This is a genomic window from Brevibacillus sp. FW306-2-1A-C05A (assembly GCF_058781555.1).
This window is the reverse complement of sequence record NZ_JBYSWV010000019.1, coordinates 25305-42517: the sequence shown is the minus strand read 5'-3', so window position 1 is coordinate 42517 and position 17213 is coordinate 25305. Positions and strand designations below refer to the sequence as shown.

The 17213-nt window shown below is 55.4% G+C and carries 19 protein-coding genes; 17 read left to right on the top strand and 2 right to left on the bottom strand.

Going from position 1 to position 17213, the window contains the following annotated elements; all coding sequences use genetic code 11:
* The first annotated feature begins 2 nt into the window (after positions 1-2).
* The 12 genes from tenA (at position 3) to AC3WJN_RS13390 (ending at position 7883) form a co-directional block, all read left to right on the top strand.
* Complete coding sequence (gene tenA / locus AC3WJN_RS13445; RefSeq protein WP_007782039.1) at positions 3-683, top strand: thiaminase II; 681 nt, start codon at positions 3-5, stop codon at positions 681-683.
* Positions 668-1447, top strand: a complete 780-nt coding sequence (locus AC3WJN_RS13440; protein WP_005828746.1) for an ABC transporter ATP-binding protein — start codon at positions 668-670, stop codon at positions 1445-1447. The genes tenA and AC3WJN_RS13440 overlap by 16 nt, the downstream gene beginning before the upstream one ends.
* On the top strand, positions 1447-2208 hold the full coding sequence (locus tag AC3WJN_RS13435) for an ABC transporter permease (RefSeq protein WP_492329282.1): 762 nt from the start codon (positions 1447-1449) through the stop codon (positions 2206-2208). The genes AC3WJN_RS13440 and AC3WJN_RS13435 overlap by 1 nt, the downstream gene beginning before the upstream one ends.
* A gap of 21 nt (positions 2209-2229) precedes the next feature.
* Positions 2230-3270, top strand: a complete 1041-nt coding sequence (locus tag AC3WJN_RS13430; protein ID WP_025847797.1) for an ABC transporter substrate-binding protein — start codon at positions 2230-2232, stop codon at positions 3268-3270.
* Between the two features lie 208 nt (positions 3271-3478).
* The gene (locus tag AC3WJN_RS13425; RefSeq protein WP_007782051.1) at positions 3479-3751 is read left to right on the top strand and encodes an autorepressor SdpR family transcription factor; all 273 of its coding nucleotides are present in this window, start codon (positions 3479-3481) and stop codon (positions 3749-3751) included.
* 1 nt (position 3752) lies between these two features.
* A complete protein-coding gene (locus AC3WJN_RS13420; RefSeq protein WP_007782054.1) occupies positions 3753-4367 on the top strand; it encodes an SdpI family protein in 615 nt (204 codons plus the stop codon).
* A 1-nt stretch (position 4368) separates the two neighbouring features.
* Positions 4369-5124 carry a CPBP family intramembrane glutamic endopeptidase gene (locus AC3WJN_RS13415; protein WP_005828736.1) on the top strand — a complete coding sequence of 252 codons (756 nt, stop codon included), beginning with the start codon at positions 4369-4371 and terminating at the stop codon, positions 5122-5124.
* Between the two features lie 116 nt (positions 5125-5240).
* The gene (locus AC3WJN_RS13410; RefSeq protein WP_492329281.1) at positions 5241-5417 is read left to right on the top strand and encodes a PLDc N-terminal domain-containing protein; all 177 of its coding nucleotides are present in this window, start codon (positions 5241-5243) and stop codon (positions 5415-5417) included.
* A 44-nt stretch (positions 5418-5461) separates the two neighbouring features.
* A complete protein-coding gene (locus AC3WJN_RS13405) occupies positions 5462-5665 on the top strand; it encodes a P-loop NTPase family protein (RefSeq protein WP_237716623.1) in 204 nt (67 codons plus the stop codon).
* A gap of 44 nt (positions 5666-5709) precedes the next feature.
* Positions 5710-6378 (top strand): ABC transporter ATP-binding protein, encoded by a 669-nt coding sequence (locus AC3WJN_RS13400; RefSeq protein ID WP_492329283.1) that lies wholly within the window; start codon positions 5710-5712, stop codon positions 6376-6378.
* Positions 6375-7160 (top strand): ABC transporter permease, encoded by a 786-nt coding sequence (locus AC3WJN_RS13395; protein ID WP_492329280.1) that lies wholly within the window; start codon positions 6375-6377, stop codon positions 7158-7160. Before AC3WJN_RS13400 ends, AC3WJN_RS13395 begins: the two co-directional genes overlap by 4 nt.
* A gap of 15 nt (positions 7161-7175) precedes the next feature.
* On the top strand, positions 7176-7883 hold the full coding sequence (locus tag AC3WJN_RS13390; protein ID WP_327953730.1) for a CPBP family glutamic-type intramembrane protease: 708 nt from the start codon (positions 7176-7178) through the stop codon (positions 7881-7883).
* A 382-nt stretch (positions 7884-8265) separates the two neighbouring features.
* On the opposite strand, the gene AC3WJN_RS13385 is transcribed toward AC3WJN_RS13390, so the two are convergent.
* Together AC3WJN_RS13385 and AC3WJN_RS13380 are read right to left on the bottom strand one after the other, a co-directional pair.
* Entirely contained in the window at positions 8266-8832 is a 567-nt protein-coding gene (locus AC3WJN_RS13385; protein ID WP_005828728.1) for a hypothetical protein, read from the bottom strand.
* A gap of 360 nt (positions 8833-9192) precedes the next feature.
* Positions 9193-9735, bottom strand: coding sequence for a hypothetical protein (locus AC3WJN_RS13380; protein WP_005828725.1), 543 nt, complete (start codon positions 9733-9735; stop codon positions 9193-9195).
* Between the two features lie 178 nt (positions 9736-9913).
* Here AC3WJN_RS13380 and dacB point away from each other — a divergent pair, with 178 nt between their 5' ends.
* From dacB to brnQ, 5 genes are all read left to right on the top strand, one after another.
* Positions 9914-12811, top strand: coding sequence for a D-alanyl-D-alanine carboxypeptidase/D-alanyl-D-alanine endopeptidase (dacB, locus tag AC3WJN_RS13375; protein ID WP_005828722.1), 2898 nt, complete (start codon positions 9914-9916; stop codon positions 12809-12811).
* Positions 12812-13001: 190 nt separating this feature from the next.
* Positions 13002-14066, top strand: a complete 1065-nt coding sequence (locus AC3WJN_RS13370) for an Ldh family oxidoreductase (RefSeq protein ID WP_007782073.1) — start codon at positions 13002-13004, stop codon at positions 14064-14066.
* Positions 14067-14151: 85 nt separating this feature from the next.
* Entirely contained in the window at positions 14152-14544 is a 393-nt protein-coding gene (gene panD, locus AC3WJN_RS13365) for an aspartate 1-decarboxylase (RefSeq protein WP_005828718.1), read from the top strand.
* Positions 14541-15275 carry a YheC/YheD family protein gene (locus tag AC3WJN_RS13360; RefSeq protein ID WP_255344296.1) on the top strand — a complete coding sequence of 245 codons (735 nt, stop codon included), beginning with the start codon at positions 14541-14543 and terminating at the stop codon, positions 15273-15275. Before panD ends, AC3WJN_RS13360 begins: the two co-directional genes overlap by 4 nt.
* A 217-nt stretch (positions 15276-15492) precedes the next feature.
* Positions 15493-16833, top strand: a complete 1341-nt coding sequence (gene brnQ / locus AC3WJN_RS13355) for a branched-chain amino acid transport system II carrier protein (protein WP_005828714.1) — start codon at positions 15493-15495, stop codon at positions 16831-16833.
* Positions 16834-17213 lie beyond the last annotated feature (380 nt).

Below are 17213 nucleotides of genomic sequence, written 5' to 3'. Positions count from 1 at the left end.
GCATGGCAACCTTTACAGACCGTTTGTTACGCAGCGTCGCCCCGATCTGGGAGCGCGTTCACCAGCATCCATTTGTAACCGGCCTTGGTGACGGCACGTTGCCTGTAGAGTCGTTCAAATTTTACATGAAGCAAGACTACATCTACCTGATCGATTACGCCAAAATGTTCGCGCTCGCCAGCGTGAAGGCCTACGATCTGGAGACGAGCGCCCGGTTCGCCGCCCTGCAGGAATCGACGCTCAACATGGAGATGGAGCTGCACCGCCAGTATGCGGCGCGCTTCGGCATTTCCCGCGAGGAGCTGGAAGCGACCGAGCCGTCCTTTGTCATGCTGGGCTACACCAGCTACATGCTGCGAGTCGCGCACCAAGGCTCGCTGGCAGAGCTGGTCAGCGCGCTTTTACCGTGCACGTGGAGCTACTGGGAGATCGGCAAGCGGCTGGCGCAGGTAGAAGGGGCGCTGGACCACGAGCTGTACGGCGAGTGGGTGCGGATGTACAGCTCGGACGAGTTCGGACAGCTTGCGATCTGGCTGATCGACATCATGAACGAGCTGGCAGACGGGAAAAACGAGCAGGAGCTGGCGAGACTGGAAGAGTATTTCGTCAACACCTCCAAAATGGAGTACATGTTCTGGGATATGGCCTATAGAGAGGAAATGTGGCCGTGCGCGATCAACTAGCTTTCTCCAACGTCCGCTTTTCCTACACAGGCACGCCGATTCTCGAAGACTTTGATCTGCGAGTGAAAAAAGGCGAGTTCGTCAGCATGATCGGGCCAAGCGGGATCGGAAAAAGCACGTTGTTTCAGCTTATCGCGGGACTTTTGCAGCCCGAACAGGGAGAAATCCGGCTGGGCGAGGAACGGATGGAACAGCGGCTGGGGCAGGTAGGCTACATGCCCCAGCGCGATCTGCTCATGCCGTGGCGCACGATTGTGGAAAATGCCGCCTTGCCGCTGGAGATCAAAGGCGTGCCGAAAAAGGAAGCGCATGCGCGCGTCCGGCAAGAGCTGCCCCGGTACGGACTGCACGAGTGGGCAGACGCCTATCCTGCCCAGCTTTCCGGCGGCATGCGGCAGCGCGTCTCTTTTTTGCGGGCGCTCTTGTCCGGGACAGACCTGATGCTGCTCGACGAGCCGTTCAGCGCGCTCGATGGCATTACGCGGCTCGACATGCAGGAATGGCTGATGGAAAAATGGCAAGAGACAGGCAGTACGATGCTGATGATTACGCACGACATCGACGAGGCGATCTTGCTTGCTGACCGCGTGATCGTCCTGCTGGGCAAGCCGATTCGCCAGCCTGTGGAGCTGCACGTGTCGATTCCGCGGCCGCGAGCAGTGGGCAGCCGGAATCAGCCCGGCTTTCTGGCCTTGCGCGAACAAATCTGGGCCTTGCTGCGCACAGAGCAGTCCAGGTTGCAATCGCTGGGGAGGGAAGCGTGATGGGCAGAGGGATCTGGTTCGGCATTTCCATCGCGCTGTTTTTCGTCGCTTGGGAGGGTGTTTGCCGCCTGCTGGCCGTGCCGCCGTTCATCTTGCCGCCGCCGAGCGCAGTCGTGCTGGCGCTGTGGGAGCTGCGCGGCTCGCTTCTCGGGCTGCATTTGTGGGCGACCTTGAAGGAAGTGCTGCTCGGCCTGTCTGTCTCGATCGTGTTTGGCGTTTTGCTCGCTTTTGCGATGAATATGAGCCGAGTCGTCGAGCGACTGGTCTATCCGTATATCGTCATATCCCAAACGATTCCAATTATAGCATTATCCCCTGTTTTTATTTTGTGGTTCGGATACGATTTGTCCGGAAAAATCGCGGTGACGATCCTGTTTACCTTTTTCCCGATTGTCGTCAATACGTATGACGGACTGCGCTCTACCGACAAAGAAATGCTGCAGCTATTGAAAACGATGGGCGCTACCCGCTGGCAAATGTTCGCGAAGCTGCAACTGCCGTCGAGCTTGCCGCATTTTTTCAGCGGCTTGAAGGTGGCTGCGACATACAGTGTCGCGGGTGCAACGATCGGGGAATGGCTCGGCGCGAGCGAGGGACTTGGCTACTTCGGCAGACGGGCATCGGGCAATTTTCAGGCGCCTGCGCTGTTTGCCTCGGTCCTGCTGCTCTCCGTCCTCGGCATGCTGCTTTTCTGGCTCGTCGGGCGGATCGAGCGCCATCTGTCCCCGCACACAAAAGCGAAACACCCAACATCCAAGTAAGAAAAGTAGGGAGATCAAACTATGAAACCGATGAGTAATAAATGGACAAAAGCCATCCTGGCCCTGACGCTGGCTACCGGACTTGCTGCGTGCGGCAATCAGTCTGGCGCTGGCACGACCGCGCCGCAGACACCAGCTCCGGCTGAAAAAGCGGCGGAGCCTGCCGAGCTGACGATCGCGCTCGACTGGTATCCGAATGCGGTGCACTCTTTCCTGTACGCCGCAGAGGAGCAAGGCTTTTTCAAGGAAGAAAACCTCAAGGTCAACCTGCAAATGCCATCGGACAGCAACGATCCGCTGAAAATGGCGGCGGCAGGCAAAGTCGACCTGGCTATCAGCTACCAGCCGCAGCTCGTCCAGGCGCGCGCCGAAGGGATTCCGGTCGTGGCTGTCGCGGCACTCGTGCGCCATCCGCTCAACGTCATCATGACGCGCAAAGACGGCGACATCGACAGCCCGCAAAAGCTGGCAGGCAAAAATATCGGCTACCCGTCCATTCCGCTCGACGAATCGATCGTTCGCCAGGTGGTGAAGCATGCGGGCGCAGACGACTCCGGCCTGTCCTTTACCGACATCGGCTTTGACATCGTTCCGGCCTTGACTGCGAAAAAAGTAGACGCGGTAGTAGGCGGTTATATCAACCACGAACAGCTCATTCTGGAGAAAAACGGCATCCCGGTTCACGTCATCAAGCCGTCTGATTTTGGCGTGCCGGATTACTACGAGCTTGTGCTCGCGACCAGCGACGAGACGCTTGGCAAAAAGCAGCAGGCGGTCGAAGGCTTCCTGCGCGCGATTGCCAAAGGCCAAGACTACGTGAAAAACAACAAGGAAAAGGCGCTCGACTTGCTGCTCGCCAAGCAAGCCGCTGAGTTCCCGCTGGAAAAAGACATCGAAACAAAAAGTCTGGACATCCTGATTCCGTTGATGGATGCGGGCGACAAGCCGTTTGGCTCCATGACAGCCGAGTCGTGGCAAACGTTGATCGACTGGATGAAACAAGAGAAGCTGATTACGACCGATGTGAAAGTGGAAGACATCATGCGCGATCTGGTGAAATAAGCACAAGCGCAGAAGCAAATAGCAACCCCCCGTTAGCCAAACAGCCCGGAACGATTTCTCGTTTCCGCAGGGCGAGGCTGTCGGGGGGTTTTGCATAAGGGCAATAGGTGAGTTGACTGGAAGGTTTTTACATGGTATCTTTGAGTTAGTTATTTTGATAAATTTCTAAATATCTAATAAAGATATTCTGAAAGTAGGATCGATCACTATGTCCATGAATCATGCCTTTAAGGCGCTGTCTGATCCCACAAGGCGAAAAATTCTTGATCTGCTGCGGGAAAAAGACAGGACGGCCGGGGAAATTGCCGAGCATTTTCAAATGACAAAACCGAGCATCTCGCATCACCTTAACCTGTTGAAGCAGGCGGAAATGGTTTTTGACGAGCGAAAAGGGCAAAACATTTACTACTCGTTAAATACGACCGTTTTTCAGGACCTGTTGAAATGGTTTATTCAATTCCATTCGAAAGAGGAGTCATGAAATGAAAATATCCCGCTTGACTATTTTGTGTTTCCTTGCCAGCGTCGTGATGGCGGTGATTTGTTATCCCTCCATGCCTGACACCATGGCCGTTCACTGGGGAATAAACGGCGAGCCGGACGGTTTTGCGCCCAAGCTCGTGGGCGTAGCTTTTGTTCCGATCATGATGGTGGTACTATTTCTGGCTTCCCGCTATCGCGAGCAGAGCTACCAAAAGTTTGCGAGCAGTAAGGACGCGATCATGCATACGCTGATGGTTGCGCTCCTCGTCATCCACGGCCTTATCATCGGATATGGTTACGGATATATGGTGAACATGGCGACCGCAGCGACGCTCATTCTCGGGGTTTTGTTCATCACGATGGGCAATTTTATGCCGCGTTTTCGCCATAACTATATGATCGGGATTCGCACGCCGTGGACGCTGGCTAGCGAAGAGGTCTGGAAAAAGACCCACCAACTGGGGTCCCGCGCTTTTTTCAGCGGCGGGCTGCTCATCGTCCTTACCACATTTTTGCCTGCACCCATTCACTTTATCGTGCTGTTGTTTCTGATCGTGGCAACGATTCTCGTCACGATGGGGAGCAGTTACTACTATGCCAAAAGGAGGGAATAAAATGAAGAACTTGAAAATAGCGTTATTTTTGTCGGGGCTGAGTGCGATCGGGTTTGTCGCGGCCACGCCTTACTTGCTAACCATGATAGGGGATGCGGTAGCTATGGTGCCGCTTCCGTTGCCTGCTGTGATCGCATTGTTCGTCTTGCAGGGCAGCATCACGGCGTTTCTGCTTTCGTGGGCGGGCTTGACTTTGGCGGGCAAGGTCGGGCTGGATGCTCCGATCTTGCGGAAATGGTTGTATAAAACGGGCGGTGCATCGTTTAACCGACAAGGAATCGTGCAGGCGGTCATCTTCGGGCTGCTCGGAACGCTGATGATCTATTTGCTGGAACGGCTGATTTTTCAACCGCTCATGCCGATACTCGCGGAAAAGGCGCAAGAGTTGAATGCGCCGGTCTGGGCAGGCGTCCTGACCGCCATTCAGGGCGGAGTGTACGAGGAAGTCATGGTACGGCTTTTCATGATGACACTCGTGGTCTGGATTTTGAGCAAGCTGTTCGGGCGTCAGTCCTCTCCAAAGCCGTGGATGTACTGGATCGGAATTTTCGGCGCAGCCTTTTTGTTCGGGCTCGGCCATCTTCCGGCAGCGTCCGTCTATTTTGGAGAGATTACTCCGCTCTTGTTTGTCCGGACCATCGCCTTGAACGGGGTGGCAGGCATTTTGTTTGGCTACCTCTACTGGAAGCGCGGGCTGGAGTACGCGATGATTGCCCACGCGATCGGCGATATCCTGCTTCACGGCTTTTTGAGCTAAGGGAAGCAGGTTTGTTTTTGCAACTTACTGGGAAATAACGGAATGTCTCCCGTAAACTTACAAGGTTGTGGTGAGCTAAACTTTAAAAAATTAGAAAAAATTGGAAGTATCGCTCGATGCCGGATATGCAGCTTCTCGCCCCGCTTATTGCCATTCAATTGCTTCTGATGATTATCGCCTTGATCGACCTCGTTCGCCGCGACCCAGCTAGAGTCGCAGGCGGGAAAAAATGGGCGTGGGCGCTCGGTATCGTCTTTATTAACACCCTGGGTCCCATCGTTATTTCTTCGTAGGCAGAAAAGACTAGCCCAAGACACGAAGAAAGGGTTGACATGGTTTGCGCGTAATCGAATGCGAAAGTCTCACAAAGGAATACAAAGACCATAAAGCGCTGAAGGATGTATCTTTTACCATCGACAGCATCGGCTGCGTCGGTTTTCTCGGCGGAAACGGTGCCGGGAAAACCGACGACGATCCGCATCCTCACAGGCTTGGCTGCCCCGACAGCGGGCAAGGTGAAAGGTCGGCTACGATGTCGTAACCGAGCGCAACAAGGTCACCAGCGAAGTCGGCTATTGCCCGCAAATTCCCGCCTTTTACAACTACATGACAGCGACAGAGTGGATGCACTGGGTAGGCAAACTGTACGGGCTGGACAAGCGCACGGTGGAAGAGCGAACCAATGAACTTTTGGAGCTGTGCGGCATCAGCGAGGCGCGGAACCGCCCGATCAGCGGCTACAGCGGAGGGATGAAACAGCGTCTGGGAATTGCCCAGGCGCTCATCCACAACCCGAAGCTGCTCGTTTTGGACGAGCCAGTCTCCGCCCTCGACCCGATGGGCAGACACGACGTTTTGCTGTTGATCGAAAAGCTGAAGCGGCACATGACCGTCTTCATGTCGACCCACATTCTCGATGACATCGAGAGAATCGCCGACCACATCATCATCATCAAGGACGGCACCGTGCTTTTGTCGTCCAGCCTGGAAGAGTTGCGAGCCAGCCACGTGGAGCCGGTAATCGAGTTCAAGCTCGATCAGGAGGACCTTGATTTGACCGACGTGTTGGACGGGCTTGCGTGGGTCAGGGAGTGGAGACAGGATGGGGGCACGTACAAGGTGATGGCCAGTGACATGGAAAAAGCCAAGGAAAGCTTGCCGCACATTCTTCTGGAGTCGGGCGGAACGCTTGCGTACTACCGTCTGTCAGCATTGACACTTCAGGATATTTTCCTAAAGGTTGTGAATGGATGACTTCCTACCCAATGATTCGAAAAGAATTTCAGGAACTGATGAAAACGTACAAAATTCTCATCGTTCCGATTGTGTTTATCGCCTTGATGATTACACAGCCGATTACGATGAAGATGCTGCCGGATATTTTGGCCAATTCCACCGGACTGCCGAAGGGAACGGTCATCAATATTCCCACCCCGTCTGCTCCGGAAGTGCTGTCGCCGGCGATCAGCAAGTTCAGCTCGCTCGGCACTTTTGTGCTGATTCTCGTCGTCATGGGCACGATTGCCGGGGAAAAAGCGTCAGGGGTTGCCTCCATGGTATTCGTCAAGCCGGTCAGCCGGGCCAAGTACTATCTCGCCAAAGCCATTACCTATTACACGTTGACAATCGGAAGCATGCTGATCGGGATGGGGATAACCGCTTACTACACGGAGCTGCTTTTCGGCAAACTCGATTGGGCGCACGTGTGGCTCGGGACGTTCATGTACATACCGAATCTGTTGCTTGTCGTCACCACGACCCTTTGCGCCTCCAGCTTTTTTGCCAACGCCGTCGGGGCGGGGGGAGCGTCGCTGGTCTTCAATATCGTGGTCTTCACCGTCCCGCAATTTCTCGGCAAATTTTTGGACATGGTCTCCCCGGGCGGATTGCCCAATGCCGCGATGATGATGATTCAGGAAAATTCGACGCTGGCTGAAGCGGCGATCACCGGGTTGCCGGGGCTGGCGGGCGTCTTTGCGCTCAACATCGTGTTTTTCTTCATGGGCTGGTACTTCCTGGAGCGATCTGAAATCTAGGCAGGGGGCGTCGCTGTGGAACACTTTTGGCTAATCTGGACGGTCAGCTTGCTGTGCGCTTTCTGCATCATCCCGGTGCAGTCCAGGACGATTCGCAGGCAAGTGCAGCTACAAGCAGAAGTCCATCCCACTGGCAGAGTCCCGCCAGTCCCAGTCCTGGTTGCGGTGATGATGCTTCAGACCTCTGTATTGCTCGCTCTGGCGACTGCGGCAGGTTTGTGGCTTTTGCCTGCAACCGGACTGCGGCTGTGGGTGGTAGAGCACTCGTCGCAAGGAGTGGCGCTACCTTTTTCGCTCCAGGCTTTTTGGGTTGTCTCCGTCGTCTCGGGGTTTGTGGCAGGGATCGTGGTCAACTTCGTGGACCGCTGCTGGTTTCAGCCGCACATGACCGCGAAAAGGGGACAAGCAGCGATCTCATCACGATTCCTCGGTTTGCTCTCGTCTTTTTACGGTGGGGTTTGCGAGGAAGTGCTCATGCGGCTCGGGGTGATGACCGTTGTCGTGTTTTTCGCCCAGAAGCTCGGGCTTGGCGGCAGTTCCTACTGGCTCGGCATCGCTGTCGCCGCCATCGTGTTCGCTTGCGCCCACCTCCCGGGGAATTACATGACGTATGGAAAAGGCAGCATCGTCACATGCTGGACGCCCGTAATCCCCCTTTTCTATTCTGGAGAGGGGGATTCTGTTGTCGCGCACAGAAAAAAAGCGAGTGTTTTTATAGATTAAACGCAGCTTCAGTGTGTGGCTGCGGTGTCAAAAAACTGCTTGTGTGAAGACAAAGGGGAGTACAGCTTTGAAATATTTCACAAAAGATTGGTATGCCCTTTTTCAGAAATGAAAATCGTCGCTGAAAACGTCTTGATCGAGGAACAACCGGCGTAACGAAAAGAAAACCCCCTCCGGGCAGAGGCGGCCAGCCACGGTGGCGTGGCTGGCAGATCCATGTCTGCTTGGAGGGGAGCCTGTTACGAGCGGCGTTTTCTTTTGCTTCCTGAACGTATTTGCTACGTTCCATTTCATCAGCGCTTCGCTTCCTGTCATGTGGGAAACGGGAAGAAAGGGGACGATGCAACGGTGATGCGAGCTGGTGCTTTCACTGCGAGAGCGGTTACGAAATCTGTTTTTCCGAGACGACAGTTTCGCCGTCCTTGCCGAAAGCCGTGATGGAAAACATCTCGCCCTGTTTGACCGGGAGCTGGGCGTACCACAGACGGAAGGGGAACAGCTCGTTGTCGATAATTTCCGCCTGGAGCGCCTTTCCGGTCTTTTCGCTTACGACCATCAGGCTGTCAACTTCCGGGTCGAGAATGACGCCAAACAGCATCGGGAACGGGGAGTCGAACGGGTTTTCTTTTCCATTGGCAATGTATTGCGTGGAAAAGGCAGAATCAGGCAGCGGAACTTCGGAAACAGCGGGGATGGTGTGACTGCCGCCATTTCCCCATTTCCAGCCAAGGATCGTTTTCTTGGCAAATTCGGCGTCAATTATCTGGCTATCCTCGCGAACGAGGAAGAACAATGTGCCTTTATCTGTACTTGCTTCATGAAAAACGGTGCCGATTTCTTCTCGCATGCTTTCGATCGCCTCAAGCGCAGTGGGAGAAGAATCGTCGGTCAGAACATAACTGAAGGTGAAGAGGGTGAGCAAACATAAAAAAAGGGCAATTCGTGTCATAGTGAACTCTCCTGTAAGTGTTTTTCCATGACAGAAAGCTTTTGCTACAGTCTTATTTTACCAACAAATCATCATATAATCCATAGCTTATATGTGTGAATTTGCTGTGAACGGAATTACGGTTTTCTTTTCAGGCAAAACCCCCCTATAATAGAGAGGAATGCTTGTACGAGGGGAAGTTTTCATGAGCGACAAACACGATCAAAAAACGAACAACAAATGGGTCATCCTGGGCTTTGTCGGCTGTGTGCTGGCTTGTGCCGTCTCTATGGTGATTTTCATTTACGTCATGAGAAGCTGACTTGAGGTGCACGCCAAAAAACCGCTCGCCGGACGGGAGCGGTTTTTTGGCGACTTTGCTTACGGCTGCAGGCTTTTCAGCTTTTGCTCGATCTCTTCCAACGACAGTTGATTGAAGTCGGCAAAGCCGACACCTTGCAAGGCGATGGTTTTGCCTTGGTACAGCGGGTACACGCCTTGCCATAGTCCGGTGAGGCTGTGCAGCGACGAACCTTTCACCTTGCGCAAAAACACGAGGTAGTTTCCTTCGCCAAGCGGGCCCGTGTACGTGAGGTTCAGCGAGCTGGAAGTGTCGGGGAGCGGCTCGACGCCTATGCTGAGCACGGTCAGCAAGCGGGGCGATGCGCCCTTGAACACTTTTTTGACGTGCAAGGTTTGGGTGTAATTGACGATTTTGCCCTGGGGGATGCTGCGCCCCGTCGGGTATGATTTATGCGCGCTGTCCATCCAGCCGATGACGATGTAGTCGCTTTGCTGGACAAGCTCTTTGGCGTTTTGGACAGAAGTGATCGGCACATGGAGATGGCCGATGTTCGTTTCGGCGGAAACGGGCAGCATGACGGCGCACAGCAGGATGATGAGGATCAGCAGGCGGTATCGCATGGATAAATATCCCCTCGCTCTTCGTTGTCATGCCGATAGTATGGTCGATAGAGCCAAGGTTCATCCTCTGTTTCCTTTTAGTAGGATAGTAATATTCCGAAAAGTCTAAATAGATGCTATCATTGGGGCGTACTGTGGAATTTGCGTAAAACGTCAAGACTAGGACAAGGAGGGTAACATGAATCAGTTGGTTGTCTTTCGACGCGTCTGTACGTGCTTTCTGCTTTTTGCGCTTGTGTTGCAGCTCGCGGCGTCTCCTGCTTTTGCGAGGGAAGACACCGCCACCAGGGGCGCGCTCGCCGATCACATCGAGAAATACTTGACGGACCTGAAGCGCGATGAGAACAGCGTGGGGCTGTATGCGGGGATTGTCGTCTACGACCTGACGGACAAAACGTATTTGTATCGGCACAACGCCGAGCGCAACTACATTCCCGCCTCGAACATGAAGCTGTTTACCACGGTTGCCGGACTGGATAAGCTCGGGCCGGACTACCAGTGGAAGACGGAGCTTTTCCTGCAAGGAAAGGTCAGTGCGGACGGCGTTTTGCAGGGCGATCTGGTGTTGAAAGGCTACGGCGACCCGACCTTGACGCCAGCGGACTTGCAGCAGATGGCAAGCGTATTGAAGCAGGCCGGGATCAAGCGGATCAACGGCCATTTGCTGCTGGACGAAAGCTACTTCGACGATACGCGCCTTGGCGTCAGTTGGATGTGGGATGATGAGCCGTATGGCTACAGCGCCCAACTGAGCGCTCTTTCTGTGCATAAAAATGTCACGACGTTGACCGTTACACCGGGGAAGGCCGTGAATGCGCCACCGACATTGGCGATGGAACCGGCTACTACATACGTAAAAGTCATCAACAAGCTGCAGACGGTGGAAGGCAGCGAGTCCAACATCACGCTTGAGCGGCCGCGTGGAAAAAACGAGGTTGTGCTGACAGGAACGATTGGGCTTGCCGCCAAACCGTATGAGGAGGATGTCACGCTGGAGGACCCGGCGCTGTTCGTCGGGGATGTCTGGAAAGAGCAACTGCTCGCACAAGGCATCGGGCTGAATCCGGGCGCAGCCGTGAAAAAGACAGTGGTGCAATCCGGCGTGCCTTTTTCTACCCATCTCTCCAAGCCGCTCGGCGAAGTGATCGTGGAGTTGAACAAGGAGAGCGACAATTTTTACGCCGAAATGCTGCTCAAGACGCTCGGCGCGACGCAAAAAGGGGCGGGCACATTCGCAGCCGGAAGTGAAGCGGTAGCGGACGTCATGAAGCGTGCCGGCATCGACAGCGGCTATCGCCAGGTTGACGGCTCGGGCCTGTCGCGTTTTGACCTGGTTTCAGCCGAGCAGATCGTGCGGCTTTTGGCGTTTGTGCAGCAGCAGAGCTACAGCGTGGAGTTGGAAAAATCGTTGCCAGTCGCGGGCGTCGACGGCACGTTGAAGACCAGAATGCTCGGTACGGCGGCAGCGAAAAACCTCATCGCCAAAACAGGCTCGATGGGCGGCGTCAACAGCCTGTCCGGCTACGTCACGGCGCAAAACGGCCATAAGCTGGCCTTTTCCATCCTGATTAACGGCATTTACAAGTCGAAGTATGCGCGCGACCTGCAAGACTTCGTGGGCACGCTGCTCGCGTCTTATCCGCAGCTCACCGCCGTGCAAGGGGATCCACCGGAAGCAAAAAAAACCTACGCGCTCTCGGCCTTGCTCGATCCGCTGTTCGAGCAGCCGCAGGCAGTCGGCATGACCGCAGGCGTCCTCGTCAAGTCGCTAGACAAAACGGGGGACGCAGCCATTTTGTACGAAAAAGAGGCCGATGCACTGCTCACGCCCGCGTCCAACCTCAAGCTGCTGACGACGGCTGCGGCGCTTTCCCAGCTCGGAGAGGACTACACGTTCAAGACGGAGCTGTACGGGGATGCGCCCGTCGCCAAAAACGGCGTGCAGCGAGGCAATCTGTACGTCAAAGGCTACGGCGATCCATCTCTGCACACCGAAAACGCCCTGAAGGTGCACGAAGGCGTCTCGATTGAAAAAATCGCCGCCTGGATCAAAGAGCAAGGAGTCAAAGAGATTCAGGGGAACCTGGTGCTCGACGAAAGCTACTTCGACGCGCAACGGCTCGGTCTGGGCTGGGCCTGGGATGACGAGAGCTACTACTACAACCCGACGCTCGGCGCATTGGCCGTAAACCGCGGCACAGTCATGGTCGAGTACGAGCCTGCCGCAAAAGCCGGAGACGCCGTTTCGTTCAATCTGCTGCCGAGAACGTCCTACGCAGAGGTCATCAACGAAGCGAAAACGGTAGAGCCAGGCCAGGAAAACACGTTTGCCATCGTGCGCGACCGGGGAACGAATACGATTCGCCTGACCGGAAACCTCCCGCTCGACCATCCCGGCGACTACGAGCGCGTGCCTGTGGAGGAGCCTGCGAAATACGTCGGAACGCTGCTCAAGGAAGCGCTGGAGAGCGAGGGCGTCCGCTTCGCTCCGGGCAGCGAGTTGCTCGTTTCGCCTGTGCCTCATACAGCGGTCAAGTGGAACGAATTTGCCTCGCAGCCGTTAAAAGAAATCGTTTCGTACCTGAACAAGAAAAGCGACAACTTTTACGCGGAAATGCTGTTGAAAACGTTAGGCGCCGTGAAAAAAGGCGAAGGCAGCGCGGCAGCAGGCGCACAAGTCGTCCAGGAAGCTGTGCAGGCAATGGGCGGCAAGGCGAATTTTGACATGGTGGACGGCTCCGGGCTGACGCGCTACAACCTCATCTCGGCCCGCCACATCGCCACTGTGCTGGAAGGCATGGCGAAGCAGCCGGCTTTTTCCACTTACGAGGCGTCACTGCCTGTCGCGGGCGTAGACGGTACGTTGAAAAACCGGCTGGTGGAAACGGCCGCCGCCCATAGCCTGCATGCCAAAACCGGGTCGATGACCGGAGTAAACAGCCTGTCCGGCTATCTCACGACGAAAAGCGGCGAGAGGCTGATCGTCTCGATCATCTTCAACGGCTTCGTAGAGGACGAGGACTTTTTCGTCGAACTGCAGGACCGGATCGTTTCGACTGTCGCCACATACGAATAAACTGTCCGTAAAAGTAGAGAAGCTCCTTTTGCCGCGAAAAGCGCAAGGGGCTTCTCTTTTTCGCGTGCCGCCGTGTCGGCAAGCCGCTCTCTCCGCTACCGGGTCAATGCCTGTGACGGTCGCTGCGGCGCCGACATATTTATATTCAGATGCAGATCGAAAAAACGAAGATCGGGGAGGGAAAGCGAAGGTGAACCCTACACGCTTTCATTGGAAGGGGTTGGAGCAGGTCGCTGCACAGGTCCTTTCTCGCGCGGGCGTCAGGGGAGAAGACGCGCAGCTTGTGGCCCGGTCGCTCGTCCATGCGGATTTGCGCGGAGTCGAATCCCATGGCTTGTCGCGGCTGCCGATCTACGTGCAGCGGATCGAGGCGGGACTGATCGAGCTGACGCAGCCGCCAGCGCTCGTCGTCCGGCAAGGCGCGACCGCCCTCATCGACGGCAAAAATCAGCTCGGCGTTGTCGTCGGAGTAGCGGCGCTGGACGAAGCGAAGCAGCTTGCTCGCCAACACGGCATCGGATTGGCCGGGGTGCGGCATTCCAACCACTTTGGCTCCTGTTCGTACTACGCGGAGCAGGCAGTGGACGAGGGATTGATTTTGCTCGTCTTGTCAAATGCGCCCGCATCCATGGCACCAACCGGAGGGATTGTGCCGTTTTTCGGAACGAATCCGATTGCGATTGGCATTCCGGCTGGCGAGCAGCCGCCTTTTTTGCTCGACATGGCGACGAGTGTGGCTGCGCGCGGCAAAATCGCTCTGGCTGCGAAAAAAGGGAGCGCCATCCCCGAAGACTGGGCGATCGACGCCGACGGCTTGCCCACTCACGATCCGACGAAAGCCTTGCTCGGCTCGCTTTTGCCGATCGGGGGAGCAAAAGGCTACGGACTTGCCATGTTCATTGACATTGTCTGCGGGCTGCTCACGGGCGCGGCGGTCGGCCCCGGCGTGAAAAGCTTGTACGACAACTGGCAAGACCCGCAAGACATCGGACACGTCTTCCTGTGCATCGACGTACAGCGCTTCCTGCCGCTCGATGCATTCAGGCAAAGCATGGACGCATACATTCGCCAAGTCAAAAACGTCCCGACTGCTCCCGGTGTCGCGGAAATTTTGATTCCCGGCGAGATCGAGCAGCGAATCATGACGGCCCGCAAGCAGGACGGCATTCCTTTTCCGCAAACCGTGGCGGAGGAGCTCGCCAAGCTGTGCTCCGCCTATGGAATTGATCTGGCACAGGCAGTCTGTACGGCGTGAGCAATCCTTTTGGCTGTCCATGGTTTCCCGGACATTCTCTCGCACATAGACTGATGTCAGCGGTTTGAAAAGGAGTGAACATCCGATGCAACGCCACATGTGCAAAGGTAAAATCCACCGGGCGACGGTGACGCAGGCCGAGCTGGACTACGTCGGAAGCATTACGATTGACGTGGCCCTGATGAAAGCGGCCGATATCAAGCCCTACGAGATTGTGCAAATTACCAGCCTGCGCAATGCGACGCGCTGGAAAACATACGTTCTGCCGGCAGCAGAAGGAAGCGGGAAAATTTGTCTGAACGGCCCGCCTGCCCACCTGTTTTCCCCAGGCGACATCGTCATTATTTTAAGCATGGGCATGTACGACGAGAGCGAATGCGATCAACTGGTGCCCAAGGTCGTGTTTGTGGATGAACACAATCGCATCACCAAAATCGAAGAGCATCATCTCATTACGAATGGAGAGACTTTGCCATAAAAGCGCCAAACGTAGGAAAATGGGGCAAGCATCAGCACATGGTCCAAGATGAGCTGTTGCGGGAGCACCTGCCCAAGACCCGGCTGTTTTCTCCGGAGGCGTTATGGGAGTACGCGGAAAGCTACAAGCGCGTGATGCTCAAGCCGTCCGGCGGCGGAGGCGGAGCAGGGATCATCCAGTTGACCGACCTGGGCGAAGAGCGCTACCTCGTCCATAGCGGCAATGTGCGGCGGACTATCGAAGGCAAGGAAAAAACCGTGCAGTACGTCCGCTCGCTGTTCCGTCCGAAAAAGTATTTGCTGCAGCCGCGCATTCCGCTCGGCCGGATCAACGGCAAGCCTTTTGACGTGCGCGTGATGCTGCAGCGCACTGGCAAAGCTTCGCCCTGGATCATCACGGGCTGGGTGGCAAAGCTCGCTGGACCAGGCTTCGTCGTCACGAACGTGGCGCGCAGCAGGGGAAAGGTGCTGCCGCTTCGCACCGCGATTCGCCAGTCCAACGTCGCGGCCGGACCGGATTTGCTCAGGGAGATCAGAAGCGTGTCGCTTGCGGTCGGACATTGCTTGGGCAAAGCGTACCCGACCTTGAGGGAAATCGGCTTGGATATGGGTATCGACATTCACGGGAAGCCGTGGATTATCGAAGCGAATTTTCGCCCGTCGCTGTCCTTGTTTCAACAGCTTTTGGACCAGACTTTTTACAGACGCATTTTGGCCATGCGAAAACGATGAGCGGATAACCACCTAGTCGGGTGCAGCCAGAAAAGCGACAGGTGGTTATCCCATCGCTTTTCTGGCGTGGACAAGCCGATTTCCGGGATTGGCTGGCCGGGCCTTGCGCAAGCTGTCGCAATGCACTTGCTATTGCGAAAAAAGGAGAAGCACTGGCGTATTATATCAAAAGTTGATAGAATGCCTCTCATTATGGAGGGAGGTAGTATGTTCGACAATGACAACAATGTCTAAAAAAGAATGGATGCTCATCAGCTTTATGCTCTTCTCCATGTTTTTCGGGGCAGGCAATCTGATTTTTCCGCCTTATCTCGGTCAGGAAGCAGGCTCGCTTGTCTGGTCTTCGCTGCTCGGCTTTGTTTTATCGGCCGTCGGCTTGCCGATTCTCGGCGTGGTGGCGGTGGCAAAAGCTGGCAGCTTCCACAGCCTGGCGAGCCGGGTTCATCCCGTTTTTGCTCTTATTTTTCCGTTTTTGATTTACGTTTCGATTGGGCCTGCGCTCGCGATTCCGCGTGCGGGAAGCCTTGCCTTCGAGATGGGGATGGCTCCGTTTTTGCCTGAACCGCTGGTTGCCTCCAAACTCAGCCTGTTCGTGTACACGGTCGTCTTTTTTCTGATCGTCTTCTGGCTGAGCCTGTCTCCTTCCAAGCTCGTCGATCGCTTTGGAAAGCTGCTGACACCGGCTTTGCTGGCCTTGATCGCGCTGATTTACGTGAAAAGTCTGGTGACGCCGCTCGGAGCGATGGGGACGCCGACAGGGAAGTACGGCACCAATCCGATTGTCCAAGGGTTTCTGGACGGGTATTTGACGATGGATGCGCTGGCCGCACTTGTGTTTGGCATCGTCATCGCCAACACGTTGCGCGCCAAAGGGATTACCGACACGAAGAAGCTGTCGGCGAGCATGATCCGCGCGGGGATCGGGGCAGGGCTATTGCTCACAGTCATCTACGTGATTTTGGGGATCATGGGCGCTTCCGCCGCTTCGCTGGGCAAGGCGGAAAATGGCGCACAGCTTTTGGCGAACATGATGAATCAGTTGTTCGGGTCGAGCGGAACGTTGATTCTCGGCGTGATCTTCACCGTCGCGTGCCTCTGTGTGTCGATTGGCCTTGTGACCTCGTGCAGCCAATATTTTCATGGGCTGTTCGGCGGCTTGCCGTACAAAGGATGGGTGACGGTGCTCAGCGTCTTGAGCATGATCGTGGCGAACATGGGGCTGACGCAAATTTTGACCGTATCCGTACCCGTGCTCGGCGCGATTTATCCGGTTGCGATCGTTCTTATTTTGCTCGCGCTGGTGGAGCGGTTCATTCCGGCGACTTCGCTCGTCTACATCACGACAGTTGGGGTCGTCGCGCTGTTCGGGCTGGCCGATTTGGTCAATGTCTTGTTCCTCGCTCGCGGGTGGGATGGCGTGCTGACGGCTTTGCCGTTTTACAAGGAGGGCGCTGGTTGGCTGCTGCCTGCCTTGATCGCTGTTGCGGTCGGCATGGTTTTGGATATGTGGAAAAGAGCTTTGCGTCCACACGGGAAAACGACTTCCCAACCCGATTAATAGGGGCATGGCTGGCAAAAGAGCTTCGCACAAGCGGGGCTCTTTGTTTTTGCCTGATGCAACACCGTTACTTTTTCCCGGGCTTGCTCGTAGTAAAAGAGTACGGAAAGAGAAGGAGGCTATCATGCGCTTTGACACTCTCATGACGATCGCTGTCGTGCTTGTGCTGACATCCTGTTACTGTTATTTGTGGAAATGGCTGCGTTCCAAAACGTCCGGTTGATCCGGGCGTTTTTTCTTTTGCCAACAGGCCGTTTCGTCCAATTCCATGCGGACAGACAGGATAAAAGTGGCATGAATGGGGCAAAATTTCCCTAACTCATTTCACAGCTTGACTCATTCCGGGGGGAAGCGTGACTGTTTGGGAATCAGGGGGTGGG